The organism is Aeromicrobium sp. (genome assembly GCF_050700635.1).
GTDB lineage: Bacteria > Actinomycetota > Actinomycetes > Propionibacteriales > Nocardioidaceae > Aeromicrobium.
Window position 1 is genome coordinate 1 of record NZ_JBOHDT010000118.1, and the last position, 25,755, is coordinate 25,755.

Here is a 25,755-nt window from a genome sequence, read left to right on the forward strand (position 1 = left end):
ACGGGCTGGCCACGCTGTCATGGGGGCGTGACGGGCCTGACGACGTCCCGCAGGCGCTGGGCGGGGTGCTCGCGGCTGCCGTGCGTGGGTTCGATCTCGTCGTGGCCGACGTGCCGCGTCACCTCGAGCCGGCAGGCGCAGAGCTGGTCGGTCGGTCGGTTCTCACCGTGGTCGTCGTGCCTGAGGACGTGCGTGCAGTCGGGTCGGCCCGGCGCGTGCTCGAGCGGTTGCGACCGCACACGTCTGCGGTCCACGTCGTGTCGGTCGCACGATCGGGCGGGTTGGGGCGCGAAGCCGTCGCGGAGAGCCTCGGACGTCCGGTGATCGCCCGGCTCCGTCACGACCGGCATTTGCGCACGGCCGTCGACCACGGGCACGGCCCGGGCGGGTCGCGCAGCTACGGCCGCGCGGCCACCTCGCTGCTCGACCTGCTGGGGCTGGACCGGTCGAGGAGTGACAAGACCATGGCCGGAACCACGTGAGCGATCCCGGCCTGGTCGATCGGGTTCGACGCCGGCTGGCCGCCGACACCGCCGACCCGACACCGCAGAGCGTCGCAACGGCTCTGCGGGCGGAGCAACGTCTCACCGACAGCGCCACCGTCCTCACGCTCGTCGACGAGCTGCGGCGCGAGACGCTCGGGGTCGGTCCGCTCGAGCCGCTGCTGGCCGTCGACGGCGTCACCGACATCCTCGTCAACGGACCGGACGCCGTCTACCTCGATCGCGGCGGCGGGCTGGAGCACACGCGGGTCAGGTTCCCCGACGACGAAGCCGTGCGACGGCTCGCCCAGCGCCTCGCGGCGCAGGCCGGCCGTCGACTCGACGACGCGAGCCCATGGGTCGACGCTCGGCTTCCCGACGGCACGCGGCTCCACGCGGTGCTCGCGCCGCTGGCTCGTCCGGGCACTCTCGTCTCGCTGCGCATCCCGGCTCGCCGCACGTTCACCCTCGAGCAGCTGGTCGCGGCCGGCACCCTCACACCCGGTGCGGCTCGATGGCTACAGCGACTGATCGACGCCAGGGTGGCCTTCGTCGTCAGCGGCGGCACCGGCTCGGGCAAGACGACTCTGCTGGCGGCACTCCTGTCCGTCTGTGAGCCGGCCGAGCGTCTGGTGATCGTCGAGGACGCCACCGAGCTTCGCCCTGACCATCCGCACGTGGTGGGGCTCGAGTCGCGGCCCGCGAACGTCGAGGGCGCAGGACTGGTGACGCTTCGGGACCTGGTGCGGCAGGCGCTTCGGATGCGTCCGGACCGGGTCGTGGTCGGCGAGGTGCGTGGTGCCGAGGTCGTCGACCTCCTCGCCGCGCTCAACACCGGTCACGAAGGCGGTTGCGGCACCGTCCATGCCAACTCGTCCAGCGATGTCCCGGCCCGGTTCGAGGCACTGGGTGTCGCCGCCGGTCTGCCTCGCGCAGCCGTGCACAGCCAGCTCGGCGCGGGGCTCGATGCGGTGCTGCATCTGGGTCGCGATCGCAGCGGCACGCGCCGTCTCCAGCAGATCGGTGTCCTCCGCGCGGACACGAATGGACTGGCGCGCACGGTCGCAGCGCTCACGTTCGCGGACGGTGTCGCCGAACCCGGCCCGGGCCGTGATCGCCTCGCCGAGCTCGTGGGCGAAGGCTCGTGACCTGGCTCGCGTTCGCCGCCGCGGCCGCAACGTCGATGTCGCTCTTGCTGGCCCGCCCGTCGGCAGCGTGGATCCTCCGGGTCCGTCTGGGCGCTCGGACGACGAGGCGTCGACGACGTCCGAAGGTGGGCCCTGCGGCACGAGTCGGGCTGGTCGCGGCCTTCGTCGTCGTCGCCGTGGCGAGCTCACGCCCGTCCCTGGTGATCATCGCCGCGACCGCTCTCGGGTCGGCTCTCTTCGTCCTGAGACAGGTCCGTCTCTCCCGGAACCGCGCCGTCGCCGTGCGCACTCGTGCGCAGACCGTGGCCGCCCTCGATCTTCTCTCGGCCGAGCTGCGCGCCGGGATTCTCCCAGGTCACGCCCTTGCGGCCCTGGCCGATGATGTTCCGTCGCTGCGCCCGGCTGCCGTCGCCGCCAGCCAGGGCGGCGATGTCGTGGCCGCTCTTCGGGCCGCGAGTGCACAGCCGGGGGCGGGTGCGCTGTCGGACCTCGCCGGCGCCTGGCACGTCGGCGAGCGTGCCGGCGCTCCGCTCGCTGCTGTGCTCGATCGCGTGACCCAGACGGTGCGTGACGATGCCGAGGTCGACCGCGATGTTCAGGCCGAGGCCGCGCCGGCGCGGGCGACCGGACGGCTGATGGCTGTGCTGCCGTTGCTCGGTCTCTCGCTCGGCGCGGGCATGGGTGCCGATCCGGTGCACGTGATCACGCAGACGGTTGTCGGGGCGGCATGTCTCGCCGGGGGGCTTGCGCTCGCCTGTGTGGGCATCCTCTGGGTGGATCGCATCGTCACGGGCGTGGAGCGAGCGTGACCCTGGTCGCCGCCATCGTTGCCGCCATGTCCGTCTGGTCCGTCGTGCCGGCGCGCGCGGATCGTCGATGTCGGGCTCTTTTCGCGAAGCGCCGCGGTGGCCCGACCTTCGATCCGGTGCTGGTCGTCACCGTTCTGGTGCCGGTGTCCGCCGTGGTCGTGCTCGGTCCGATGCTCGGCGTGCTCGTGGCGTTCGTCGCCACGCCGGCCGCCCGGAGCCTGGTCAGAGGCATGGAGACGGCCGCCTCGCGCCGCCGCGCGTCCAGACTCGCCGAACAGCTCCCGACCGCCCTCGACCTGATGGTGGCCACGCTCGACGCCGGTCGTCCGCCGGTCACCGCCTTCTCCTTGGTCGCCGAGGTCACGGCCGCCCCACTGGGCGACGAGCTCGCACTCGTTGGCGCTCGTCTGGCAGTCGGCGGCGATCCGCACGCCGTCTGGGCACATCTGGCCGATGACCATGTGCTCGGACCGCTCGGCCGGGCGTTCCGGCGCGCGGCAACATCCGGCATGCCGGTCGCCCGCGTGGTGGCCGGCGTGGCCGACGAGATGCGCCGCGAGCGCCGCGCCGCCCGACGCGAGCTGAGCCGGCGCGTGGGCGTGCGCACGGCAGCGCCGCTCGGCGCCTGCTTCCTCCCCGCGTTCTTTCTCGTCGGGATCGTTCCCACGATCATCGGCGTCGTCGGCACCCTGTCCCTCGGCATCGACTGAAGGGCGGCCCATCCACAGGCACGGGTGGCCCCGTCCTCGTCCCCAGGCAACGAGCTCCGCTCGCAACCGAACCCCCGAGAACCCCATCTTCTGGCATCACATCCACTTCGAGAGGACACCTCATGAAGCCTTCCCAATTCCGCGCCCGCCGCAGCGAACGCGGAATGACCACCGCCGAGTACACCGTCGGAACCCTCGGCGCCTGCACCGTCGGCGGCGTGCTCGTCAAGATCGGCCAGTCCGAGTGGTTCGGCGACCTCGTCAAGGACCTGCTCGACAAGATCCCGGGCATGATCCCCGGGCTCTGAGACCAACCCCACCTGCGCGGCCGGTGGGCCTGGCTCGCCGGCCGCGCAGCCCTCGACGAAAGGAGCTCGGAATGCGTCACCCACGCGAACACGGCATGGCGACGGCGGAGTACACCGTCGGCACTCTTGGAGCCGTCCTGCTGGCATCCATCCTGTTCAAGCTTGGCCTCGACGACGGGTGGTTCTTCGATCAGCTGGCCGACATCATCAAGCGCGCTCTGAGCCCGAGGGTGTTCTTCGACCTGATGAAGAACCTGCCGGTGACGCCGTTCGGCCACCGATGAACTCGGTTCCGACCAGGGCCGAGCGGGGGATGGTCACCGCCGAGATGGCGGTGCTCGCCCCGTTCGGTCTCGCCTTCGGTCTCCTCCTCCTCTGGATCGTGTCGCTCGGGTTCACGCAGGTGCAGCTCGTCGATGCCGCTCGAGAGGGCGCCCGTCTCGTCGCGCGGGGCGAGGCGGTCCCTGCGGCGTCCGACGTCGCTCGCCGGCATGCACCGGCCGGTGCAGCCGTTCAAGTGTCCAAGGACGACGGTCTGGTGACGGTCCAGGTCTCGGCGAGGTCGAGGCTGCCTCTTCCGTTCCTGAGACACGTCGGTGCGCGCCGGTTGGAGGCGTCGGCGGTCTCGGCCGACGAAGCACCGTGAGGCGCCGATCCGTCAGGCACCGCGAGCACGGGTCGGTGACCGTCCACGCGTTGTGGGTTGCCACGGTGCTGTGCGTCGTCGCGGTGGTCATGGCGCAGGTGGCCACGGTCGTCAGGCTCAAGCACCAGGTCGCATCGGCCGCCGACCTTGCCGCGCTCGCAGGCAGCCGCGCGAGTCTGTCCGGCCAGGACGGCTGTGAGGTGGCGACGACGATGGCACGCCGCAACGGCGCTCGGCTGGTGCGATGCCGGATGGACCTCGACGTCGCAACCGTCACCGCGCGCCGGGCCACGCCCACCTGGTGGGGGCACCGGTGGGCCTTCGAGGTCGACGCCCGCGCCGCTCCCGACTTCTACGTCGGATGAAGATCGGGCGGGGCCTCGGCCAGCAACGCGTCCAGCAGACGCACGGCACCGGCCTTGTCCAGCGGCTCGTTGCCGTTGCCGCACTTGGGGGAGTGCACGCACGACGGGCAGCCGTCCTCGCACTCGCACGCCATGATCGCTTTGCGCGTCACGTGCAGCCATCGCGCTGCGACGTGGTGGCCGCGCTCCGCGAATCCGGCCCCACCGGGGTAGCCGTCGTAGACGAACACGGTGAGGGTGCCGGTGTCGGGATGGAGGGCCGTCGAGACACCCCCGATGTCCCATCGGTCGCAGGTCGCCAGCAGCGGCAGCATCCCGATCGCCGCATGCTCGGCTGCGTGCGCAGCGCCCGGCACGTCGACCGCCTCGAGGGCGTCCATCACGGCCGTGCCCCGCAACGTCCACCAGACGGCCTTGGTGCGCAGGGTCCGTTCCGGCAGGTCGAGCGGTTCCTCGCCGAGATTGACTCCGGCCGGGCTCCGCTTCATGTACGAGATGACCTGACCCACCACCTCGACCGTGCCGAAGCTGATGCCTGCCTGACCCCACATCTGCGTGCGTTCGGTCTCGATGATCGTGATCTCCGTCGTCGATCGGGCCTGGGTCGAGTACCCCGGGTCGTCGAGATGGACCTCGGCCACACCGTCCTCGACGTCGTAGTCGTCCACGACGTACACCTCGCCCTGGTGCACGTACACGGCACCGGTGTGCACGGTGGAGTCGGCCGATCCGGCGTCGACCGTGCCGACGAGACGGCCGGTGTCCGCGTCGACGATCTGTACGGGCGATCCTCCGCTGGAGCGGAGGTCGGCGAGATCGGAGGCGCGGTCGCGCCGGGTCCAGAACCACCCGGCGTCGCGCCGCCGCAGCAGGCCGGCCTCCTCCAGCGCTGCGATGCCGTCCGTCGTCCGCGGGCCGAAGAGCTCGACGTCGTCCGGCGTCAGCGGCAGCTCCTGCGCGGCCGCAGCGAGATGAGGGCCCAGCACATAGGGGTTGTCCGGGTCGAACACGGATGCCTCCACCGGCGCTCCGAGCAGCGTCTCGGGGTGGTGCACGAGAAACGTGTCGAGCGGCTCGTCGCGCGCCACCAGCACGCCCAGCGACTCGCGCCCCGCGCGGCCCGCGCGGCCGAGTTGCTGATGAAGCGCAGCCCGCGTGCCGGGAAACCCGACGCTGACGATCGCGTCGAGACCAGCGACGTCGATGCCCAGCTCGAGTGCGTTGGTGCTCGCAAGACCGAGCAGATCGCCGCTGCGCAGTCGCTGCTCGAGCTCGCGTCGCTCCTCCGGAAGGTACCCGCCGCGGTAGGTCGCGACGGTGCTCACCAGATCGGGGTCGATCTCGTGGAGCCGTCGTTGCGTTGCCGCCGCGACCGCCTCGGCCCCGCGCCTCGACCGCACGAACACCAGCGTCCGGACGCCGCCGACCACAAGGTCGGTGAGCATCTCGGCCGCTTCGGTCGTCGCCGACCGCCTCGTGGGCGGTTGGGTCGGATGTGCCACACCGACCAGAGGCGGCTCCCACAGGGCGATCGTGCGGGCCGCGTGCGGGGACGAGTCCTCCGTCACGGCCGCGACCTCGAGACCGGTCAGCCGGTGGGCGAAGCCGGCGGGTTCCGCCACGGTGGCCGACGAAAGCACGAAGACCGGATCAGCACCGTAGTGCGCGCACACACGCCGCAACCGCCGCAAGGCGTGTGCGACGTGCGCACCGAACACTCCGCGGTAGTGGTGGCACTCGTCGATCACCACGTACTGCAGGCCACCGAGCAGACGGGTCCATCGCGCGTGCGCCGGAAGCATGGAGCGGTGCAGCGTGTCCGGGTTCGTCAGCACGTAGTTCGCGTGGTCCCGCGCCCAGTCGCGCTCCTCGCGGCTGTTGTCGCCGTCGACCGTGGCCGCCCGCACCAGGTCCGCAGCCGGCCGAAGCCGGCGAAGCTGATCGGCGGCGAGCGCCTTGGTCGGCGCCAGGTACAGCACGGTGGGGGAGCGATGGCCGAGCAACGAGCTGCCGGAACGTCCCCCGGCGAGTGTCTCGAGCGCAGGTGCCTGGAACACGAGCGACTTGCCCGATGCCGTGCCGGTGGAGATCACCACGTGGCGTCCCTCGTGGACGTGCCGCACGCCCTCGGCCTGGTGGGCCCAGAGCTCGGTCGCACCTTCGGCCTCGAACACCGTGCGCACTCGCGGTGAGATCCACGCGGGCCACGGCTCGACGACGGCTTCACGCGCCGCCACGTGCTCGACGTGGGTGACGCGATCGCCGTACCGATGCAGCAGGTCGGCCGGATCCACCCGACCGAGTCTCCCAGACCGTCCTGACGATGCCGGCGGCGAACGCAGCATCGAAAGGCATGGTTGAATCGACGTCTAAGCATCCGTTTGGTGGGAGGGAGGAGCCCTGTGGAATTGACGTTGGCATCACGGACCGACGGGCCGTTCAAGATCATCGAGGTCGGCGGCGAGATCGACGTCTACACAGCCCCCCGGCTGCGCGAGGCGATCGTCGCGGCCATCGAGGCGGGTCACACCCGACTGGTCATCGACGTCGAGAATGTCGACTTCCTCGACTCCACCGGGCTCGGCGTGCTCGTCGGAGCCCTCAAGAAGGTGCGGGGCGACGGCGGCACCCTCGACATCGTGTGCACGCAGGAGCGCATTCTCAAGATCTTCGACATCACCGGGCTCGACAAGGTCTTCGGCCTCCACGACAGCGTGCCCGCAGCGATGGCCGCACACGACTAGCTCGATTCCCCAGCCTCGCGGGTACCCCGGTGTTCCGGGCGCCACAGCGGGCTGGTTTCCTTTCTGTCGGTAGTCTTGCCCCCTTTCGTGGAGGAATTTTTCATGGTCAACGCGACTTTTGTTGCGGCAGCCGAGGACATCGCTCTCAACAACGACAACACGATGATCGTGTCCGCCGTTGCTGGTGTCGGAGTCCTCGCACTCGTTCTTGCGGTCGTGTTCCGCGCCGAGGTGCTCAGGCACGGCGAAGGCACCGAGAAGATGCAGGAGATCGGACGCGCGGTGCAGGAAGGTGCCTCGGCGTACCTGACCCGCCAGTTCAAGACGCTCGCGATCTTCGTGGTGCTCGTCCCGGCCCTGCTGCTGGTTCTGCCCCCGGACGACTGGGGCATCAAGATCGGCCGGTCACTGTTCTTCGTGCTCGGCGCGCTCTTCTCTGCTGCGATCGGTTACCTGGGCATGTGGCTCGCGGTGCGGGCCAATGTCCGCGTCGCCGCGGCCGCCCAGGGCGAGGGCCGCGACCCCGCGATGCGCATCGCGTTCCGCACCGGCGGACACGTCGGCATGATGACGGTCGGGCTGGGCCTTCTCGGTGCCTCCGCCGTCGTCCTGATCTACAAGGGTGAGGCGCCCTCGGTGCTCGAGGGCTTCGGCTTCGGCGCCGCGCTGCTCGCGATGTTCATGCGTGTTGGCGGCGGCATCTTCACCAAGGCGGCTGACGTGGGCGCCGACCTCGTGGGCAAGGTCGAGCAGGGCATCCCCGAGGACGATCCGCGCAACGCTGCGACGATCGCCGACAACGTCGGCGACAACGTCGGCGACTGCGCCGGCATGGCGGCCGACCTGTTCGAGTCCTACGCCGTCACCCTGGTGGCCGCGCTGATCCTCGGCTCCGTGGCGTTCGGCGAGAAGGGCCTCGTGTTCCCGCTCATCGTGCCCGCCATCGGTGCGATCACCGCGATCATCGGCGTCTACATCACCAAGCCGCGCGCCGGCGAAGGCGGACTGACGACGATCAACCGGTCCTTCTACATCTCCGCGGCCATCTCCGCGATCGCCTGCTCGGCTGCCGCCTGGTTCTACCTGCCGTCGAAGTTCGAGGACCTCAAGGGCATCGATCCCAACGGCCTGATCGCCACGGTCGCCCAGCAGATCGGCCAGGAGCCCCCGGGCCTCGACGCCGATCCGCGCAAGATCGCCATGATCGCCGTGCTCATCGGTATCGTGCTCGCCGCGATCATCCTCGCGCTCACCGGCTACTTCACCGGCACGACGACCCGTCCGGTCAAGGACGTCGGCAAGACGGCCCTCACCGGTCCCGCGACGGTCATCCTGTCCGGCCTCTCGGTCGGATTCGAGTCGGCGGTCTACACGGCTCTCACCATCGGTGCCGCCGTGTTCGGCGCGTTCCTGCTCGGCTCCGGCTCCCTCGTGGTCTCGCTGTTCGCGGTGGCCCTCGCAGGCACCGGACTGCTCACCACGGTCGGCGTCATCGTGGCGATGGACACCTTCGGCCCGGTCAGCGACAACGCCCAGGGTATCGCCGAGATGTCCGGCGACGTCGACAAGGACGGGGCACAGATCCTCACCGAGCTCGACGCGGTGGGCAACACCACGAAGGCCATCACCAAGGGCATCGCGATCGCGACCGCCGTGCTGGCGGCCACCGCCCTGTTCGGGTCCTTCTCCAACTCGATCACCACGGCGATCCAGGCCTCCGGCCTGGCCGAGGACCCCGATGCCGTCACCGAGATCATGGTCAGCGAGACCTATGCGTTCAACGGCGTGCTCAACGTCGGGGACCCGAGCATCCTGTTCGGGCTGATCATCGGCGCAGCCGTCGTGTTCCTGTTCTCGGGGCTGGCGATCAACGCAGTCGGTCGCGCCGCTGGTGCAGTCGTGTTCGAGGTGCGTCGCCAGTTCAAGGAGATCCCCGGGATCATGGAAGGCACCGGCCGGCCGGAGTACGGCAAGGTCGTCGACATCTGCACGCGCGACTCGCTTCGCGAGCTCGCGACGCCAGGCATCCTGGCCATCTTCGCGCCGATCGCGGTGGGCTTCGGCCTGGGCATCGGCCCGCTGGGCGCCTACCTCGCCGGTGCGATCGCGACCGGTGTGCTGATGGCGGTCTTCCTCGCCAACTCCGGCGGTGCGTGGGACAACGCCAAGAAGCTGGTCGAGGACGGCACCCACGGTGGCAAGGGATCGTTGGCCCACGAGGCCACGATCATCGGTGACACCGTCGGCGACCCGTTCAAGGACACGGCCGGCCCGGCGATCAACCCGTTGCTCAAGGTGATGAACCTGGTGTCGCTGCTGGCGGCGCCGCTCATCATCCAGTTCGCCTACGGCACCGAGGAGAACGCGCTCCTGCGCTACACGATCGCCGGTGTGTCCGTGGCGATCATCATCGCAGCCGTGTACATCTCCAAGCGTCGTCCGATCGCGATCGGCAGCGACGCCGAGGAGGCCGAAGCGGCCGAACGGGCCGAAGCGACCGTCTGACGCACCAGCACGAACGCCGAGTGGCGCACGATCATAGCGATCGTGCGCCACTGGTGTCTTCTCTCTCCCTGCTTCAGTCGATCAGGGTGCAGATGTTGAGCTCCGGTCCCTCGTCGACGGTGAGGTCGCGGGATCCGTCGGCGTTGAACGTCACGACATGGTGGCCGCTGAGCCGGTAGTACCCCTGAAGTAGTGCATCGCCGGCTCCTGCCGGGTAGCCCACGCCCACGGGTCCCCACGTCTCGTACCGCTGCAGCTTGCCTTCCGGGGTGTACGTCGCGAGGGCGCGTCCGCCGAGGTCGACGACGTCTTCGGCACCGGTCTCCTGGTTGGTGAAACGGGACAGCAGCGGTCCGCGGTACTGCTCCGTCCGGACCGCCCCGTCCTCGTACCGGTCGAGCACCTGGCTCTGGATCTTCTGGTACTCGGGATGGGCGATCACCTCGAACCCGCAGTAGCGCTCCGCCGGAAGCGTGAGATCGCCCTCGACGTACGGCTGCCACGGCTCGGGTGTGTCGGCGCTCGCGGCCCCCGAGATCGCGAGCGCGGCAACGACCAAGCCGAAGCCGGTCATCATCTTCTTCATGGTTCTCCTAACCTGAAACTGTCGATTAACTGGTTACCGCTAATCAACCGGTTTCTGGGCTGCGCCGTCAAGTCGGGCATGATGGGAGGCGTGCACTACCAGGAGTCACGTGGACTCATCGTGCCCGTGCAGATCGCCGGCCATCCGGCTCTCGAGCTCTGCAACACGTGGGCCGGGTGGGACGAGCCGTCCACTCCTCGGAGCGACTTCCTGCGCACCTTCGATCACGTCGTCGTCGTGGCGGAGCTCGCGGGGCTCGTCGACAGCGACGTCGCCGACCGTCTGATGCGCCGAACTGGCCGTGAACCCGCCGCGGCCCTCGACGCGCTCGACCGGGTCCGGCGGTGGCGCCGCGATCTCCACGACGTGGTGCTGGGTCAGGCCTCGGCCGCTACGACAGCTCGGGTGGCCGACACGGTGGCCGGTGCGCACGCCCATCGACGCCTTCGCCTCGACGGCCGGTCTGGTGCCTGGTCGCTCACCGGCACCGATCTCGACAGGCCGCTACGGGCGTTCGCCGTCGCGGCAGGTGACCTGTTGACCTCGGGCGATGCCGAGCACGTGAGTGCGTGCCCGGGCGAGCACTGCGGATGGATGTTCGTCGACCACGCGGGGCGGCGGCGCTGGTGTCAGATGGCCGTCTGCGGAAACCGGGCGAAGGCACGCGCGCACGCCGCCCGGGCGCGGCGCTAACGAACTGGCTGCGACACCAGTTTCGTCCCGAACCGTGGCACCAGTTGTTCACCGTAGGAGAAGAGGGCGAAGGCCACCGCGATGGCGCCACCGACAGCGAAGCCACCCCACGCCCCGACAGCGTCGATGGAAGCACCGATGAACGGCGGGCTGGCGGCAGCGCCGAACATGAACGCGGTGCCCTGCCATCCCATCGCCTCGCCACGCCGGTCCTCCGGGACGAGTCGCGTGAGGGCCTCGGACGCAGCCGTCATCGCGGGAGCGCACATGACCCCGGCAGGGACGACCCACAGGGTGAGCGACCACACGGTGCTACCGAACCCCACTGGAATGGTGAGGAGTCCGAGAGCGAGCAGCAGGTGCGTGGGCCGGATCGACATCGGGAGGGCACCGTAGATCAGGCCGCCCACCAGCGACCCCACTCCCCAGAAGAGAAAGACGAGTGCGATGGAGCCGACCGAGTCGAGCTCGCGCAGCTCGGCGATGATCGCCAGGTCGGTGCCGGCGAGAGCGATCACCGTGCCGGCGGAGACCAGGAACACGAACATCACGGGCGCCGTCAACCAGCGCCCGGCCATTGTCGGTCCGGTGGGCTCGTTGGGCTTGACTCTTCGCATGGGCGGGTTCACCCAGAAGAACATGAGTCCGCCGATCATTTGACACACTCCGACAGCGGCGATGGCGATGCCGGGACCGGCCTGCGTGGCGAGGAGGGCTCCGGCGGCCGGCCCGATGATGAAGCTCGCCTCGGCCATGATCGCGTCGGCGGCGAAAGCCGTGCGACGCTGTTCATCCTCCACCATCACGGCAAGGGCGAGCCGCACGACCGTGAAGATCGGGATCAGGAAGACACCGACCAGGAACGCGAGCGGAACCAGCCAGGTGTACGAAGCGAAGGCCACGACCGGGTAGATGAGCGCGACGGCGATGATCGACGGCACCAAGACGCGTCGAAGACCGAGCCGGTCGATCAGCCGGCCGCGCCACGGCGCTGCGATGGCCGCACCCAGCGTCTCGGCCGCGACCACCAATCCGGCCTGCGTGTAGGTGCCGTCGAGCTTCTCGACGACGACCAGCGTGAGGACGATTGGGACGGACAGTTGGGGAATGCGCGCGAAGAAGGCCGCGACGTAGACCATGCGGACACGTGGGTCGGCCCACAGCCGCGCGTACCCCGAGAACCCCACAAGGAGTGATTCTGGCACCCTGCTCCGACACGATGTACCGGCCGGCCGGTGCAGTCCCGAGGCTCAGAACTTGTAGCCGAAGGTGGTCGCGTCGACGCGGAACCGTTCGTCGACAATGGCCCGCAGGTCGTCGCTGTAGTAGTCGCGGTAGTCGCCCCGGTCGCTGGTGTTGACCCGCGGAAGGTCGGCGTCGCAGCCGATCCGGTCGGCGATGCTCTTCCAGTCGTCGTTCAGGCTCTCCACGTGTCCGACGAAGTCGACGGCCATCTGCCCGTCGATCAGCAGGTGGTCGGTCTGGGGCATCGCGTGCCAGTGGGTGGAGATCGCCCGCTCCAGCGCATCCGGATCCTGCGAGCGGTCGAGCGACGGCAGCTCCCGGACGAACTCGTCGAACGTCAGCTGGTGCTTCTCTCGCTGCCGGGTGAACTGCCACCCGGACACCAACCGATCCCACGGGTTACGGACGAACGCGAACTTGAACGACTCGTCCCAGAGCTCCTGTCCGACGTCGGCCAGCAGGCGCCGGCACTCTCCGGCCTGCCAGGTCATGTCGAAGTCGTGGTCGACCGAGCCATAACCGGGATTCCGGTAGCCCGCCTGCCGAAGGGCGCGGCCGACGCTCCGGCCGGCGTTCTTCGGCACATGGACGAAGATCGCCTTGTTCTCCACGCTCACTTTCGACGACATCGAGCTCCCTTCAGCACGGCTCCGCCCCACGGTACCGATGCATGTCACACCCGATTAATGCGCGGTTCCTTGACAGGAGGGGTTAGCGTATGCCCCGTCCGACGTCATGCCATCCCCTTCCGTCCAGGAGAACCGTTTGACCACGCTCGTCATCGTCGAGTCGCCGAACAAGGTCCGCAGCATCGCGGGCTACCTCGGCGACGGCTACGTCGTGGACTCCAGCGTCGGACACATCCGAGACCTCCCGCGCGGCGCCGACGAGGTGCCGGCCAAGTTCAAGGGCGAGCCGTGGGCCCGCCTGGGCGTTGACATCGACAACGCCTTCGAGCCGGTCTATGTCGTGTCGGCCGACAAGAAGGCGCAGATCACCAAGCTAAAGAAGCTCCTCAAGGACGCCGACGAGCTCGTGCTCGCCACTGATGAGGACCGCGAGGGCGAGGCCATCGCGTGGCACCTGTTTGACGAGCTGAAGCCGAAGGTGCCCGTCAAGCGCATCGTCTTCCACGAGATCACCCGCGAGGCGATCCAGCGCGCCGTCGCCAACCCCCGCGACATCGACATGGACCTCGTCGACGCCCAGGAGACCCGGCGCATCCTCGACCGCCTGTACGGCTACGAGGTCAGCCCGGTGCTCTGGAAGAAGATCATGAGTGGGCTGTCCGCTGGCCGCGTCCAGTCGGTCGCCACCCGTCTGGTCGTCGAGCGCGAGCGCGCCCGGATGGCCTTCCGCTCCGCGTCGTACTGGGACCTCGAGGCCACCTTCGACGCGGGCGAGCCCCACGACCCACGCCACTTCCCGGCCAAGCTCGTCACCGTCGACGGCAAGAAGGTAGCCACCGGCTCCAGCTTCGGCGACGACGGCGCGCTCAAGACGTCCGACGTCGTCCATCTCGACGAAGATCGCGCCGGTGCGCTCGCGGCGGCTCTCAACGACCAGACGTTCACGGTCGGCTCCGTCGACGCCAAGCCGTACACGCGCAAGCCCTACCCGCCGTTCCGGACGACGACGATGCAGCAGGAGGCGTCGCGCAAGTTCGGCTTCGGCGCGGCCCGCACCATGCAGGTGGCGCAGCGGCTCTACGAGGGCGGCTACATCACCTATATGCGCACCGACTCGGCCACGTTGTCGCAGACGGCGCTCAACGCGGCCCGCGCCCAGGTGCGGAAGCTGTACGGCGCCGAGTACCTCCCCGATGCGCCGCGCACCTACGCCGGCAAGGTCAAGAACGCCCAGGAGGCACACGAGGCCATCCGTCCAGCAGGCGAGTCGTTCCGCACGCCCCGCGAGGTCAGCCTGTCCGGCGACGAGGCGCGCCTCTACGAGCTCATCTGGAAGCGCACCATCGCTTCGCAGATGAAGGACGCGAAGGGCGAGACGGTGACGCTGCGCATCACCGCTGACGCCACCACCGGCGAGTCGGTGGAGTTCACCAGCTCTGGCCGGACCATCACGTTCCACGGGTTCCTCAAGGCGTACGTCGAGTCCGGCGACGACCCCAACCAGCAGGGCGACGACCAGCAGACGAAGCTGCCCAACGTCGCACAGGGCGACACGGTCACCGTCGACGAGCTCGGCTCTGCCGGCCACCAGACCAAGCCGCCTGCCCGCTTCACCGAGGCCAGCCTCATCAAGGAGCTCGAGGACCGCGAGATCGGCCGCCCGTCCACCTACGCGTCGATCATCGGCACCATCCAGAACCGCGGCTACGTGTACAAGAAGGGCACCGCGTTGGTGCCGGCCTGGATCGCGTTCAGCGTCGTGCGCCTGATGGAGCAGCACTTCCCGCGGCTGGTCGACTACAGCTTCACCGCCGAGCTGGAGGGCGTCCTCGACGAGGTCGCCGGTGGCCGCGAGGAACGCGTCGCCGTGCTGCAGAGCTTCTGGACCGGCGAGGGCGAGAACGACACCGGCCTCAAGCGTCTCGTCGAGAACCTCCCCGACATCGACGCCCGTAGCCTCGCCACGTTCGAGATCGGCGAGGGTGTCAACCTCAGGGTCGGACGCTACGGCCCATATGTCGAGGGACCGCCGATGCTCCCCGGTGACGGTGGCACCGAGGTGCCGACGCGCGCCAACGTCCCGGAGGACCTTCCGCCCGACGAGCTCACCCTCGACAAGGCCACGGAGCTGCTCGCCAACCCGGCCGGCCAGGAGAAGCCGCTCGGCACGCACCCGGAGACCGGCCTCGACCTCGTCGCCAAGAACGGACGCTTCGGCCCCTTCATCACCGAGCTGCTGCCCGCGGACGCTCCCAAGAGCGCCAAGCCGCGCACGGCCAGCCTGTTCCAGTCGATGAACCTCGACTCGATCGGCCTCGACGACGCCGTCCAGCTGCTCAAGCTGCCTCGGGTCGTCGGCACCGGTGTCGACGGCGAGGAGATCACCGCGCAGAACGGCCGCTACGGCCCGTACCTCAAGAAGGGCACCGACTCGCGGTCGCTGCAGACCGAGGAACAGCTGTTCACCCTCACCGAGGACGAGGCGCGGGCCATCTACGCCCAGCCCAAGTCGTACGGACGCCGCGCGGCCGCGGCTCCGCTCAAGGAGCTCGGCGACGACCCGGTCAGCGGCAAGCCGATCGTGGCCAAGGACGGCCGCTTCGGCATGTACGTCACCGACGGCGAGTACAACGCCACGCTGCGCAAGGAAGACGCGATCGACACGCTCACCCCCGAGCGCGCCCAGGAGCTGCTGGCCGAGCGTCGCGCCAAGGGCCCGGCCAAGAAGGCGGCGAAGAAGCGCGGGGCAAAGAAGACCGCCAAGAAGACCGCCAAGAAGGCGGCCGCGAAGAAGCCTGCAAAGAAGTCCGCGGCGAAGAAGTAGCCGCGCCTTGCCTCAGTCGGGCGCTACCGTCTGGCCATGAGCCTGTTACACGTCATGGCGGCATGATCACCCTCGAGGAGCTGCGTGGAGTCCCGTTGCTCGCCGAGCTGTCGGAGCCGACGCTGACCTATCTCGTGGGAGCCGTGGAGGACATCCGCCTGGTACCGGGTGAGTACTTCGCCCGCGAAGGAGACGAGCGGTCGTTGTTCGTCGTCATGGACGGCCACGTCGAGATCACCAAGGTCGTCAACGGGGACGAGCGCGTCATCGGCGAGCGCACGCACGGGATGCTGTTCGGCGAGGTCCCGATGACCCTCAGCACGAAGTTCCCGGCCAGCGGCCGCGCGACCCTGCCGGCGCGGGTGCTCCGGCTCGGCGTCACGGAGTACCACTCCCTCGCCGCCATGGCGCCGACCGTCAGCGCGTCGGTCGCCGAGGTCGCGAGAGGCTACCTGTCCGACCTGCAGACCTGGGCGTCCGTCCAACCCGAGGCAGAGGCGCGCCTGATCGGCCCACGGGTGAACGCCGACGTGCGGGAGCTGGCCACGTTCTTGACCCGCAACCAGGTCGCGTTCGATCGGGTCACGCCAGATGAGGACGAAGGGGACACACGCGAGGGCTACCCCGTTCTCGAGCTCCGCGACGGCGCCCGGCTCGTCACTCCTTCGATGCGTGAGGTGGCAGCAGCGGTGGGCCTCGACGTCATGCCGTCCGCTGCCGAGTACGACGTCGTGATCCTCGGCGCAGGCCCGGCCGGCCTCACCGCGGCCGTGAACGGCGCCGCCGAGGGACTGCGGACCGTCGTCGTCGAGAGCTTGGCACCCGGCGGCCAGGCCGGTACGTCTAGCCGCATCGAGAACTACACCGGGTTTCCGTACGGTGTGACCGGCGAAGACCTGGCCAGCCGCGCCCTGCAGCAGGCCAGACGCCTAGGCGCCGAGATCGTCGTGACCCGTTCAGTGACCGGCATCGAGCCAGGTGGCCACCGGATCACCCTCGACGGCGGCGACACGCTGCACTCTCCGGCGGTCGTCATCGCCACCGGCGTCGAGTGGCGCAGCTTGAGCGTCCCCGGGGTGGAGAGCTACCTCGGCCATGGCGTCTACTACGGCGCCGCTCGCAGTGATGCCGCTCTGGCGAAGGGGCAGGACATCTGCATCATCGGCGCCGGCAACTCGGCGGGGCAGGCGGCGATCTTCTTCTCCAGGCACGCCAGGTCCGTCACGATGCTCGTTCGCGGTGAGTCCCTCGAAGCGAGCATGTCGCGCTACCTCATCGAGCAGATTGCAGCGAACGACTCGATCCGTTTCGAGACCCGCAGCCAAGTCGTGGGCCTCCATGGCGAGACCGACCTCGCGGAGGTCGACGTCCACGACGCGACCACAGGACGTACGGCGCGCCGACCAGCCACAGTGTTGTTCGTCTTGATCGGCGCCAATGCCGTCACCGGCTGGCTGCCTCCGAGCATCGCGCGCGACGAGCATGGCTTCGTCATGACCGGCTCCGATGTCGCAGGCGCCGAGCAGTGGACCTCGGACCGGCTGCCGTTCGCGCTCGAGACCAGCGTTCCCGGCATCTTCGCGGTGGGTGACGTGCGGTCGGGGTCGGTCAAGCGTGTCGCGGCCAGTGTGGGCGAAGGGGGCGTGGGCATCGCGTACGTGCACCAGTACCTCGCCCTGCAGCAGGTCTAGGTTCGATCCATGCCGTCTCTCGTCCGTCCGCTGTCACCGCGTGACCCGCAGGAGGATCACCGCGCGGCTACGCCGCTCGAGCTGTTCGCCGACCTCTGTTACGTGGTCGCCGTCGCCCAGGCCGGGCTGACGCTGCACCACGAGATCGTCGAGGGGCACGCTGCGCACGGCCTCCTCTTCTTCGCGATGGCGTTCTTCGCGATCTTCTGGGCCTGGTTGAACTTCGCCTGGTTCAACTCCGCCTATGACCCCGACGACACCCTGCACCGGCTGCTGACGCTGCTGCAGATCTTCGGCTCGCTCGTGCTCGCGGCCGGCGTGCCGCGCATCTTCGAGGGCGACTTCGCACTCGGCATCATCGGATACGCGATCATGCGCGTCGGCCTGGTGCTGATGTGGCTCCGCGCCGCAGCCGGCCACCCGGAGCGACGAACGACGGCCATGCGCTATGCCATCGGCCTGATCGTCGTGCAGGCCGGTTGGGTGACGGTCCTGCTCGTGACCGGTGGATACATGCCGGTGTGGCTGTTCGTGCTGGGAGTGACGCTCGACTTCGCCGTGCCGTTCTACGCCGAGAGGGCCGGGGCCACGCCGTGGCACCCGCACCACATCGCGGAGCGGTACGGGCTGTTCTTCATCATCGTGCTGGGCGAGACGGTGTTGTCCGTCGCGCTCGCGCTCCAGGTCGCGCTCGACAAGGAGAACCCGCCGGCCGCGCTCGCCTCCGTCATCGCCGGCGGAGTCCTGATCACGTTCTGCGCGTGGTGGCTGTACTTCAACCGCGACGACGCCGCCGTCCTCACCGGAAACGACGTCGGGTTCGTCTGGGGCTTCGGCCATTACGTCATCTTCGGCAGCGTGGCCGCGTTCGGTGCAGGGCTGGCCGCCCGCGTCGAGTACTACGAGCATTACGCCGACGTCTCCGACATCGTGAGCAGCGCCTTCGTCAGCGTGCCCGTCGGCGCGTTCCTCGTCGCATCGTGGTTCATCTGCGTGCGCCTGCACGACGCATCGGCACGAACGATGGTCCCGTTCACGGTGGCGATCGTCGCATCCCTGGCCCTCATCTGGGTTCCATACACCGAGCTGTGGGTCGGTTTCGTGATGTCCGCCCTGCTGGCCGTCGAGCTGGTTCTCACCCGAGAGACGACGGACGCTGTCGGTGAAGAGTCCTAGCATCGGGCCATGGACGACGACCTGAGCCCCGAGGTCCTCGACCGCGTCCGATCGATGTGCGACACGTTGCCCGAGACCTACGAGCAGGCCGCCTGGGTGGGAGTCCGGTGGCGCATCCGTCATCACACCTTCGCCCACCTGCTCGCGGTCGCCGACGGCAAGCCGCAGGGCCACGCCAAGGCCGCCGGCACGGACGGCCCCGTCACGGTGCTCACGTTCCGGGCACCGGCGTCCGAGATCGAGGCGTACGGGGCGATGGGTTCTCCCTACTTCTACGCGGGCTGGGGTCGCGACGTCGTCGTCGGACTTGTCATCGACGACGACACCAACTGGGACGAGGTCGAGGAGCTGGTCATCGACAGCTACCGCGAGCTGGCTCCGCGCATGCTCGTGTCTCGTCTCGACGCGTCTGCCGGTACCTGACCACGCGCGGGTGCCGCCGCCTAGGATCATCGGCATGGAGCCGCTCTTCACCGAACGCGGGGTGTTCGTCGCCCTCGAGGGCGGTGAAGGTGCCGGCAAGTCCACCCAGGCGCGGATGCTCGGCGACTGGCTCGACAAGCTCGGTCATCGGGTGCTGCTCACCCGCGAGCCGGGCGGAACCGACGTCGGAGCTCAGCTGCGCCGCATCGTGCTCGACCACTCCACCGGCGACCTCTCCCCACGTGCCGAGGCGCTCATCTATGCAGCCGACAAGGCCGAGCACGTCGACGAGGTCGTGCTCCCCGCGCTGGCCGAAGGCATGGTCGTCGTCACCGACCGTTACGTCGACTCCACGCTCGCCTACCAAGGCGCAGGGCGCGCCGTCGACATCACTGAGCTCGAGCAGGTCGCGCGGTGGGCCACGTCCGACCTCCGCCCTCACCTCACCGTCGTCCTCGACGTCGACCCGGCCACCGGCCTCGGCCGCGCCGGCGACCACGACCGCATCGAGGCGGAGCCGCTGGAGTTCCACCAGCGCGTGCGTGAACACTTCCTGGCGCTGGCCGCAGCCGATCCCGACCACTACCTCGTTCTTCCCGCCGACGACGATCCGGATCTCCTGCACAAGGCCATCCGCGCACGTGTCGAGCCATGGCTCGGTCAGGCCGCCGCAGCATGAGCGTGTGGGACGAGCTCGTCGGACAGGAGCCGGTCGTCGCCACGCTGCGCGAGGCGGTCGACGCTGCGTCCGGTGGTGGTGCCGGTCCGCCGCAGGGCGCGATGACACATGCCTGGCTGTTCACCGGCCCGCCCGGCTCGGGACGCTCCAACGCCGCCCGCGCGTTCGCCGCGGCGTTGCAGTGCGAGCAGGGCGGCTGCGGCGAGTGCCATTCGTGCGTCACGGCCGCGGCCGGCAGCCATCCCGACATCACCGTGATCCGCACCGACGGCCTGTCCATCGGTACCGAAGTCGCTCGAGAATACGTCCGCAGGGCCGCGTTGCGTCCGGCGCTCGGTCGCTGGCAGGTGCTGATCGTCGAGGACGCCGACCGGCTCACCGACCAGGCGGCCAACGCGCTGCTCAAAGCGGTCGAGGAGCCGGCTTCCCACACGGTCTGGATGCTCTGCGCGCCGGCGGTCGAGGACGTCATGATCACCATCCGCTCGCGCTGCCGACCGGTGCTGTTGCGCACACCGTCCGCGGAAGCCATCGCCGAGCTGCTCGTCGGACGTGATGGTGTCGAGCCGCAGCTCGCGCACGCCGCGGCGGCTGCGTCGCAGGGTCACATAGGCCGCGCGCTCGGACTCGCCCGCGACCCAGTCGCCCGTGAGCGTCGCCGCTCCATCCTCGCGGTGCCGCTCGGGGTGGGCAGCCTGGGCGACTGCCTCGCCGCCGCCCAGACGATCAACGACGAGGCCACCGCACGAGCGTCCGGCGTGGCCGACACCGCCGACGAGCAGGAGATCGCCGATCTCAAGGCGTCGTGGGGGGTCGAGGACCGAGGCCGCCGTCCCGCGGGCTTCGCCGGCGTGCTCTCGACGCTGGCGAAGGACCAGAAGCGTCGCCGCACCCGGCTCGCGCGCGACTCGATCGACGGAGTCCTCATCGATCTGCTGGCGTTCTGCCGCGATGTCGTCGCGGTGCAGTGTGCTCCCGGGGCCGAGCTCGTCAACGCCGACGTCGCCGACGATGTCGCATCCGTCGCCCGTGTGTGGACGCCTGAGTCGTCCCTGCGCCGCATCGATGCGATCGTCGGGTGCCGCGAAGCGCTCGACGCCAACGCCGCTCCCCAGCTCGCTCTCGAACGCATGATGATCGGATTCCTGCCATGAAGCGTCGAAACATCATTCTCGCGGGCGCGATCGCGGTCGTCCTCATGGGCGCCATCGTGCTGGCGTACGTCTTCGGCGGCGGTTCCGACGAAGCCGACACGACGAAACCGGTGGGTGCGGTGCCGAGCGGACTCGACCAGTACTACACCCAGGATCTCGAGTGGGAGGAGTGCGGCCAGGCGAAGTGCACGAACGTCGAGGTGCCGATCGACTACGAGAAGCCGGACGGCGACACCCTCGAGCTGCGGGTCAAGGTGATCCCTTCCGAGGGCGAGAGTGGCCGCAGCCTCTTCGTCAACCCGGGCGGTCCGGGAGCCTCCGCCCACGACTTCGCCGACGCCCTGGCCGGCCTGCTCGGCGCGGACGTGCTCGCGACGTACGATCTCGTCGCCGTCGACCCCCGCGGGGTCGGGGACAGCACCCCCATCGACTGCGTGTCCGACCGTGACTTCGACGCCTTCATCGCCACCGACCCCAGCCCGGACGACGACGCCGAGGTCGACGAGTACCGCAAGCTGCTGTCCGAATTCGGCGACGGTTGCACGAGCAAGTCGGGCGGTCTCGTCGAGCACGTCTCGACCGAGGAGGCCGCCCGCGACTTCGACGTGGTGCGGGCGCTGCTCGGCTCGAAGACGTTCGACTGGTTCGGCTTCTCCTACGGCACCCAGCTCGGAGCCACCTACGCCACCCTCTTCCCGGAGAACGTGGGTCGCATGGTCCTCGACGGCGCCGTCGACCCGTCTCTGAGCCAGGTCGACGGCTATGCCGGGCAGAGCAAGGGTTTCGACCGTGCCGTGCGTGCCTATGTCCGCGACTGCGTCCGGCAAGAGGCGTGCCCGCTCGGTACTGAGACCGGCCCCGCGCTCGACAAGCTCCGCGACTTCCTGGCATCCACCGATGCCAAGCCGTTGGAGACCGGCAGCGCGCGCATGCTCACCGAGGGCCAGGCCTATCGCGGCCTCTTCTACCCGCTGTACTCCAAGGAGAGCTGGCCGTTCCTCACGCAGGCGCTGACGGCCGCGTTCAAGGGCGATGGCGCACCGCTGCTGCAGGCCGCGGATGCGTACTTCGAGCGTGGTCAGGACGGGTCGTTCAGCAACAACTCCGGCGAGGCGTTCCTGGTCGTCATGTGCCTTGACCTGGACGAGAGGGCCACCCTCGACGAGACCAGGCAGGCGATCCCGCGCTTCGAGAAGGGGAACCCCGTCTTCGGTCTGCAGGATGCGTGGGCCCTGCTGTGGTGCACGGACCTGGCGCTGAAATCGACGCATCCGCAGGTCCCGATCGACGCCCAGGGTTCGGAGCCGATCGTCGTGATCGGCACGACCCGCGACCCCGCCACCCCGTACGAGTGGTCACAGTCGCTCAGCGATCAGCTCGGCACGGGCGTCCTCGTGACGCGCGAGGGTGACGGTCACACGGCCTACGGGAGCGGCAACCCCTGCATCGACGACATCGTCGACTCGTACCTGGCAGACGGCAAGGTCCCGAAGGACGGCACCACGTGCAAGGAGTAGGAACGCAGACGCTTCCTGATCCGCCGTTGGCGATCGAACACCAGATGATTGGATCTCATTCGTGACACGTCGCAACTCCTTTCTCGCCGCCCTCGTCGCCTTCGTGCTCGTGGGCGCGATCGTCCTGGCGTACTTCGTGGGCGGAGGTGGCAAGGACGACCAGGCGGGCGACTTCGACGAACCCAACCCGGTCGCAGAAGAAGTACCTGCTGGGCTTGAGGAGTTCTACACCCAGGAGCTGTCGTGGGGGGAGTGTGGCCGGGCGCAGTGCACGTGGGTCAAGGTCCCGGTCGACTACGACGAGCCCGACGGCGAAACGCTCGAGCTGCGGGTCAAGGTCATTCCCGCGAGCGGCGACGGCGGGCGCACCATGTTCCTCAACCCCGGTGGTCCGGGTGCCCCGGGAACCGACTTCGCCGACTCCATGAGGGGCCAGTTCGGCAACGACGTCCTCGACGCGTATGACCTGGTCGGCGTCGACCCGCGCGGAGCCGGGAAGAGCACCCCGATCGACTGCCTCACCGACCGTGGGTTCGACGCCTTCATCGAGGGCGACCCCACTCCCGATGACGATGCCGAGATCAAGAAGTACCGGGCGGCCTACACCGACCTCGGCGCCGGGTGCGAGGACAAGTCGGGTTCGGTCGCTGCGCACATCTCGACCGAGGAAGCCGCTCGCGACTTCGATGTGGTCCGGGCGCTGCTCGGCTCGAAGACGTTCGACTGGTTCGGTGCCTCCTACGGCACGGTGCTCGGTGCCACCTACGCGACGCTGTTCCCCGAGAAGGTCGGCCGCATGGTGCTCGACGGTGGCTCCGACCCGTCCCTGAGCGTGGAGGACTCGTCCTTCGGCCAGACCACCGGATTCCAGCGCGCGCTCCGGGCCTACCTCAAGTACTGCGCGAAGGAGGAGGACTGCCCGCTCGGTCGCGATGTCGATGCTGCTGAGCAGAAGCTCAAGACATTCGTCGACGCCCGCGACACCGATCCTTTGAAGACCGATGAGGAGCGACAGCTCACCGAGGGCTACACGTTCCTCGGCATCATCGCCCCGCTCTACTCCAAGGAGGCCTGGCCGATCCTCACGCAGGCCCTCGACCAGGCCCTCGACGGCGACGGTTCGATCCTGTTGCGGCTGGCCGACAGCTATCTCCGGCGACAGCCGGACGGGTCCTACGCGAGCAACCTCCACGAGGCCAATCCGGCGATCAACTGCCTCGACGCCACCGACGAGGAGGGCACCATCGAGGACGTCGAGGCGGCGTTGCCCCGCTTCGAGAAGGCGTCCCCCATCTTCGGACCGACCCTGGTCTGGGGAGCGCTAGGCTGCACCGACTGGCCGGTCAAGGGTGACCATCCACAGATCCCGATCGACGCCAAGGACTCGAAGCCGATCCTCGTGCTGGGCACCACTCGCGACCCGGCGACGCCCTACGAGGAGTCCGGCGCACTCGCCGACCAGCTCGGGTCGGGTGTGCTGGTCTCACGCGACGGCGACGGCCACACCGCCTACGGCTCGGGCAACCAATGCATCGAGGACATCGTCGACAACTACTTCGTCAAGGGGAAGGTCCCGAAGGACGGTGTCCTCTGCAAGGAGGAGTGACACCGGTCAGCCGCGGATGGCCTCGTGGTGGCGGATCACCTCGTCGATGATGAAGGTGAGGAACTTCTCCGCGAAGGCAGGGTCGAGGTCGGCCTCGGCGGCCAGCTGGCGCAGCCTGGCGATCTGGCGCGACTCGCGCTCCGGGTCGGCCGGCGGCATGTGGTGATCGGCCTTCAGCTGCCCGACCCGCTTGGTGCACTTGAACCGTTCGGCAAGCACGTGCACGAGTGCGGCGTCGATGTTGTCGATGCTCGCGCGGATGTCCTCGAGCTCGGCCAGGGTCTCTTCCGTCGGTTCCACAGTCGCTGATTCTACGGGTGCCCTTGTCGTCCAGCCCCGCGATTCGATCGGACCTTCCCCGGTCGGTAGACTCGTCCCGGCCCGGCGGGCGACGCCCCGGCGGACCTCGCCGCTTTAGCTCAGTCGGTAGAGCGTTTCACTCGTAATGAAAAGGTCGTCGGTTCGATTCCGACAAGCGGCTCCACCCTCGAAGTCTGTGCCTGACCTGTCGGAGGAGGACCCCGAACCGGATGATGGATTCGTCGACATCACTGAAACCCCGATCCCATCGAGAACACGGATGGTCTGGTGACTTCAAGTGCTCGGCTGGCCGACTTCACAACTCGCGGCGACTACGTTCACATTTCCAGCACGTTGCCGTGGGCCGTACATGGGAAGGGCTATTGGACGACCTCTGATTCCCACTTGAAGACGCACAAGGCCTGGGTAACCGTCGAAATCCAGTATTACCGCGGCGAAGCCGGGTGGAGGACGGTTGAGACGAAGCGCCAGGCCCGTTATGCATACAACGTCGGGGGCGGAAAGACTATCGCTCGCGAACAATGTTCATCCATGTGGTCCAAGACCTGGAGGAGCCGGGTCGATATCGACATCATTGGCCACATCGATTCGCCGGGCAAGAAGGTGACCGCGAATAGGGCACTGAATTGCACGCCTTGAGGATTGGGTCCTGATGACTTCGAACGAAGAGACACTATTTGCGGGTGTCCATGGCGTTCTCTCGCTGTATCCGTGGACAAACGCCGCACTCAATGACGAGGACCCGGCCGAGGCCGTGGAGAGGCTGATCGGGACCAGGAGTGAGGCGCTGGGACTCGCTTCGACCATCTTGAACGACGACAGTCACGACGACATGGCTCCGGTGCGATGGGGACACTGTGATTCAGGTGGCGATCTAACGCAGGATGGATCGACGCGAGAGGTCGCTTGGTTGCAGGTCTATGCTGCCGACCTCCCACAGCAGCGGGTCCCCGTGCTACCCGCTATCGCCGTTCTCGACGACGTGGTCCAACGCTTGGGAGACTTCCGACTGTCTGGAACCCATGCACTCGTTCCCCTTCACATGGGTCCGAAGTCGAGTTTGGGGGTTAGCGACCATGCCGATTGGTTCCGGACTGACAATCCCGCCGTTCGGAGCCGCTTTACCGCTTCTCTGCGGCTGAATGAGGAGCCATCTGCGACATGGCTCGAGGAGTTCCTAGATGAGCTCAAGACAAGAGCACATGACACAGTGAGTGTGCAGAGCAGCCAACCTGAACCCCAAGCGCGGCAGTTGCCGGGTCATATGACAGGTGACGTCGAATGGTTCATTCGGCAGGATGCGGAGACCCACCACTTCCAATGCGAAGGCGGTCAGTGGTCCATTGACCTCGCAGGCTGGTTTACCGAGATCATCCTTGACGCAGCAAGGGCCACTGGCGCTTGCTCAGCCGCGTTGGTCACCGTGACGCTCAGCACCGCCACCTAATCGCGGCAGCATCTTGAGAAGCGTATTGATCGCAGGATCTCTCAAGT

25 protein-coding genes and 1 tRNA gene are annotated in these 25,755 nt (G+C 68.5%); 21 read left to right on the forward strand and 5 right to left on the reverse strand.

The window, feature by feature from the left end; genetic code table 11:
- From ACRDPN_RS09570 to ACRDPN_RS09605, 8 genes are all read left to right on the forward strand, one after another.
- Positions 1 to 482 (forward strand): hypothetical protein (locus ACRDPN_RS09570; protein ID WP_431447220.1); only part of this gene is annotated, 482 nt, incomplete at its 5' end.
- Positions 479 to 1,630, forward strand: a complete 1,152-nt coding sequence (locus tag ACRDPN_RS09575) for a TadA family conjugal transfer-associated ATPase (RefSeq protein ID WP_431447221.1) — start codon at positions 479 to 481, stop codon at positions 1,628 to 1,630. The genes ACRDPN_RS09570 and ACRDPN_RS09575, both read left to right, overlap by 4 nt.
- On the forward strand, positions 1,627 to 2,439 hold the full coding sequence (locus ACRDPN_RS09580; RefSeq protein ID WP_431447222.1) for a type II secretion system F family protein: 813 nt from the start codon (positions 1,627 to 1,629) through the stop codon (positions 2,437 to 2,439). The genes ACRDPN_RS09575 and ACRDPN_RS09580 overlap by 4 nt, the downstream gene beginning before the upstream one ends.
- A 26-nt stretch (positions 2,440 to 2,465) precedes the next feature.
- Positions 2,466 to 3,149, forward strand: a complete 684-nt coding sequence (locus ACRDPN_RS09585) for a type II secretion system F family protein (RefSeq protein WP_431447223.1) — start codon at positions 2,466 to 2,468, stop codon at positions 3,147 to 3,149.
- Positions 3,150 to 3,271: 122 nt separating this feature from the next.
- Positions 3,272 to 3,457: a DUF4244 domain-containing protein gene (locus ACRDPN_RS09590; RefSeq protein ID WP_431447224.1), complete on the forward strand. Its 186-nt coding sequence runs from the start codon at positions 3,272 to 3,274 to the stop codon at positions 3,455 to 3,457.
- Positions 3,458 to 3,528: 71 nt separating this feature from the next.
- Positions 3,529 to 3,741, forward strand: coding sequence for a DUF4244 domain-containing protein (locus ACRDPN_RS09595; protein ID WP_431447225.1), 213 nt, complete (start codon positions 3,529 to 3,531; stop codon positions 3,739 to 3,741).
- A complete protein-coding gene (locus tag ACRDPN_RS09600) occupies positions 3,738 to 4,103 on the forward strand; it encodes a TadE family type IV pilus minor pilin (RefSeq protein ID WP_431447226.1) in 366 nt (121 codons plus the stop codon). The genes ACRDPN_RS09595 and ACRDPN_RS09600 overlap by 4 nt, the downstream gene beginning before the upstream one ends.
- Positions 4,100 to 4,468: an Rv3654c family TadE-like protein gene (locus ACRDPN_RS09605; RefSeq protein WP_431447227.1), complete on the forward strand. Its 369-nt coding sequence runs from the start codon at positions 4,100 to 4,102 to the stop codon at positions 4,466 to 4,468. The genes ACRDPN_RS09600 and ACRDPN_RS09605 overlap by 4 nt, the downstream gene beginning before the upstream one ends.
- Here the strand turns inward: ACRDPN_RS09605 and ACRDPN_RS09610 are convergent.
- On the reverse strand, positions 4,456 to 6,762 hold the full coding sequence (locus ACRDPN_RS09610) for a DEAD/DEAH box helicase (RefSeq protein WP_431447228.1): 2,307 nt from the start codon (positions 6,760 to 6,762) through the stop codon (positions 4,456 to 4,458). The two genes, ACRDPN_RS09605 and ACRDPN_RS09610, sit on opposite strands and share 13 nt — an antisense overlap.
- Before the next feature lie 108 nt (positions 6,763 to 6,870).
- Between ACRDPN_RS09610 and ACRDPN_RS09615 the strand changes: the two genes are divergently transcribed.
- Together ACRDPN_RS09615 and ACRDPN_RS09620 are read left to right on the forward strand one after the other, a co-directional pair.
- On the forward strand, positions 6,871 to 7,212 hold the full coding sequence (locus tag ACRDPN_RS09615; protein WP_431447229.1) for an STAS domain-containing protein: 342 nt from the start codon (positions 6,871 to 6,873) through the stop codon (positions 7,210 to 7,212).
- 102 nt (positions 7,213 to 7,314) lie between these two features.
- Positions 7,315 to 9,717: a sodium-translocating pyrophosphatase gene (locus tag ACRDPN_RS09620; RefSeq protein WP_431447230.1), complete on the forward strand. Its 2,403-nt coding sequence runs from the start codon at positions 7,315 to 7,317 to the stop codon at positions 9,715 to 9,717.
- 73 nt (positions 9,718 to 9,790) lie between these two features.
- Here the strand turns inward: ACRDPN_RS09620 and ACRDPN_RS09625 are convergent, their stop codons facing one another.
- Positions 9,791 to 10,303, reverse strand: coding sequence for a hypothetical protein (locus ACRDPN_RS09625; RefSeq protein WP_431447231.1), 513 nt, complete (start codon positions 10,301 to 10,303; stop codon positions 9,791 to 9,793).
- A 90-nt stretch (positions 10,304 to 10,393) separates the two neighbouring features.
- Here ACRDPN_RS09625 and ACRDPN_RS09630 point away from each other — a divergent pair, with 90 nt between their 5' ends.
- Positions 10,394 to 10,996: a CGNR zinc finger domain-containing protein gene (locus ACRDPN_RS09630; RefSeq protein WP_431447232.1), complete on the forward strand. Its 603-nt coding sequence runs from the start codon at positions 10,394 to 10,396 to the stop codon at positions 10,994 to 10,996.
- On the opposite strand, the gene ACRDPN_RS09635 is transcribed toward ACRDPN_RS09630, so the two are convergent.
- Positions 10,993 to 12,201: an MFS transporter gene (locus ACRDPN_RS09635; RefSeq protein WP_431447233.1), complete on the reverse strand. Its 1,209-nt coding sequence runs from the start codon at positions 12,199 to 12,201 to the stop codon at positions 10,993 to 10,995. The two genes, ACRDPN_RS09630 and ACRDPN_RS09635, sit on opposite strands and share 4 nt — an antisense overlap.
- A 45-nt stretch (positions 12,202 to 12,246) precedes the next feature.
- Complete coding sequence (locus ACRDPN_RS09640; protein ID WP_431447234.1) at positions 12,247 to 12,870, reverse strand: sulfotransferase family 2 domain-containing protein; 624 nt, start codon at positions 12,868 to 12,870, stop codon at positions 12,247 to 12,249.
- Positions 12,871 to 12,976: 106 nt separating this feature from the next.
- Here ACRDPN_RS09640 and topA point away from each other — a divergent pair, with 106 nt between their 5' ends.
- From topA to ACRDPN_RS09680, 8 genes are all read left to right on the forward strand, one after another.
- A complete protein-coding gene (topA, locus tag ACRDPN_RS09645) occupies positions 12,977 to 15,694 on the forward strand; it encodes a type I DNA topoisomerase (RefSeq protein ID WP_431447235.1) in 2,718 nt (905 codons plus the stop codon).
- Between the two features lie 62 nt (positions 15,695 to 15,756).
- Positions 15,757 to 17,385, forward strand: a complete 1,629-nt coding sequence (locus ACRDPN_RS09650; RefSeq protein WP_431447236.1) for an FAD-dependent oxidoreductase — start codon at positions 15,757 to 15,759, stop codon at positions 17,383 to 17,385.
- A gap of 9 nt (positions 17,386 to 17,394) precedes the next feature.
- On the forward strand, positions 17,395 to 18,561 hold the full coding sequence (locus ACRDPN_RS09655; RefSeq protein WP_431447237.1) for a low temperature requirement protein A: 1,167 nt from the start codon (positions 17,395 to 17,397) through the stop codon (positions 18,559 to 18,561).
- Positions 18,562 to 18,570: 9 nt separating this feature from the next.
- Positions 18,571 to 18,984: an MmcQ/YjbR family DNA-binding protein gene (locus tag ACRDPN_RS09660; RefSeq protein ID WP_431447238.1), complete on the forward strand. Its 414-nt coding sequence runs from the start codon at positions 18,571 to 18,573 to the stop codon at positions 18,982 to 18,984.
- 34 nt (positions 18,985 to 19,018) lie between these two features.
- A complete protein-coding gene (tmk, locus tag ACRDPN_RS09665; protein ID WP_431447239.1) occupies positions 19,019 to 19,663 on the forward strand; it encodes a dTMP kinase in 645 nt (214 codons plus the stop codon).
- The gene (locus tag ACRDPN_RS09670; protein ID WP_431447240.1) at positions 19,660 to 20,817 is read left to right on the forward strand and encodes a DNA polymerase III subunit delta'; all 1,158 of its coding nucleotides are present in this window, start codon (positions 19,660 to 19,662) and stop codon (positions 20,815 to 20,817) included. Before tmk ends, ACRDPN_RS09670 begins: the two co-directional genes overlap by 4 nt.
- Positions 20,814 to 22,334, forward strand: coding sequence for an alpha/beta hydrolase (locus ACRDPN_RS09675; RefSeq protein ID WP_431447241.1), 1,521 nt, complete (start codon positions 20,814 to 20,816; stop codon positions 22,332 to 22,334). Before ACRDPN_RS09670 ends, ACRDPN_RS09675 begins: the two co-directional genes overlap by 4 nt.
- Before the next feature lie 61 nt (positions 22,335 to 22,395).
- A complete protein-coding gene (locus ACRDPN_RS09680; RefSeq protein WP_431447242.1) occupies positions 22,396 to 23,940 on the forward strand; it encodes an alpha/beta hydrolase in 1,545 nt (514 codons plus the stop codon).
- 6 nt (positions 23,941 to 23,946) lie between these two features.
- Here the strand turns inward: ACRDPN_RS09680 and ACRDPN_RS09685 are convergent, their stop codons facing one another.
- The gene (locus ACRDPN_RS09685) at positions 23,947 to 24,219 is read right to left on the reverse strand and encodes a chorismate mutase (RefSeq protein ID WP_431447244.1); all 273 of its coding nucleotides are present in this window, start codon (positions 24,217 to 24,219) and stop codon (positions 23,947 to 23,949) included.
- Between the two features lie 129 nt (positions 24,220 to 24,348).
- Between ACRDPN_RS09685 and ACRDPN_RS09690 the strand changes: the two genes are divergently transcribed.
- Together ACRDPN_RS09690 and ACRDPN_RS09695 are read left to right on the forward strand one after the other, a co-directional pair.
- A tRNA-Thr gene (locus tag ACRDPN_RS09690) sits at positions 24,349 to 24,424 on the forward strand.
- A 489-nt stretch (positions 24,425 to 24,913) separates the two neighbouring features.
- A complete protein-coding gene (locus ACRDPN_RS09695) occupies positions 24,914 to 25,708 on the forward strand; it encodes a hypothetical protein (protein WP_431447243.1) in 795 nt (264 codons plus the stop codon).
- Positions 25,709 to 25,755 lie beyond the last annotated feature (47 nt).